This window comes from Pseudostreptobacillus hongkongensis, from assembly GCF_001559795.1.
GTDB classification, from domain to species: domain Bacteria; phylum Fusobacteriota; class Fusobacteriia; order Fusobacteriales; family Leptotrichiaceae; genus Pseudostreptobacillus; species Pseudostreptobacillus hongkongensis.
The window spans coordinates 1-401 of sequence record NZ_LOHY01000141.1; the positions used below are offsets into that span (position 1 = coordinate 1).

Annotated in this window: 1 pseudogene; it reads right to left on the minus strand. The window is 24.2% G+C overall.

Annotated features, from left to right (window positions below):
• Positions 1-94 precede the first annotated feature (94 nt).
• Positions 95-401 (minus strand): annotated as a pseudogene (locus tag AYC59_RS07975) (IS30 family transposase); the annotation flags it as partial.

A 401-nucleotide genomic window follows, 5' to 3' on the forward strand; every position in this document is an offset into this window, starting at 1 on the left:
TGTACTTTAAATTTTCAATTGCAACCCATGTAATAAGTTTTTAAAGATTAATCGCAACCAATCATATATTTTTTTAATAATTTTATGATATAATTTATCTGATAGGTTTTAAACTCACACTATCACACAATATAACCCTTAATGATAATTTTTGTAGTGTTCTTTGTCCATATTTGGCAATAAACATATCATTAGGGGTTTTCTTATATCGAGCCTTATACAAACTATTTATATTATTAACCATATCATATACCTCTTCTTGAGTTAAATTATTAAAACTAACTCCTTTAGGTAAAAATCTTCTTATCAATCTATGTATATTTTCAATATTAGGTTTTTGAGTTGGCATTGCCTTATCACAATAAAATATTCTTGTTCTGTTAAAATCACTTTTAATACTT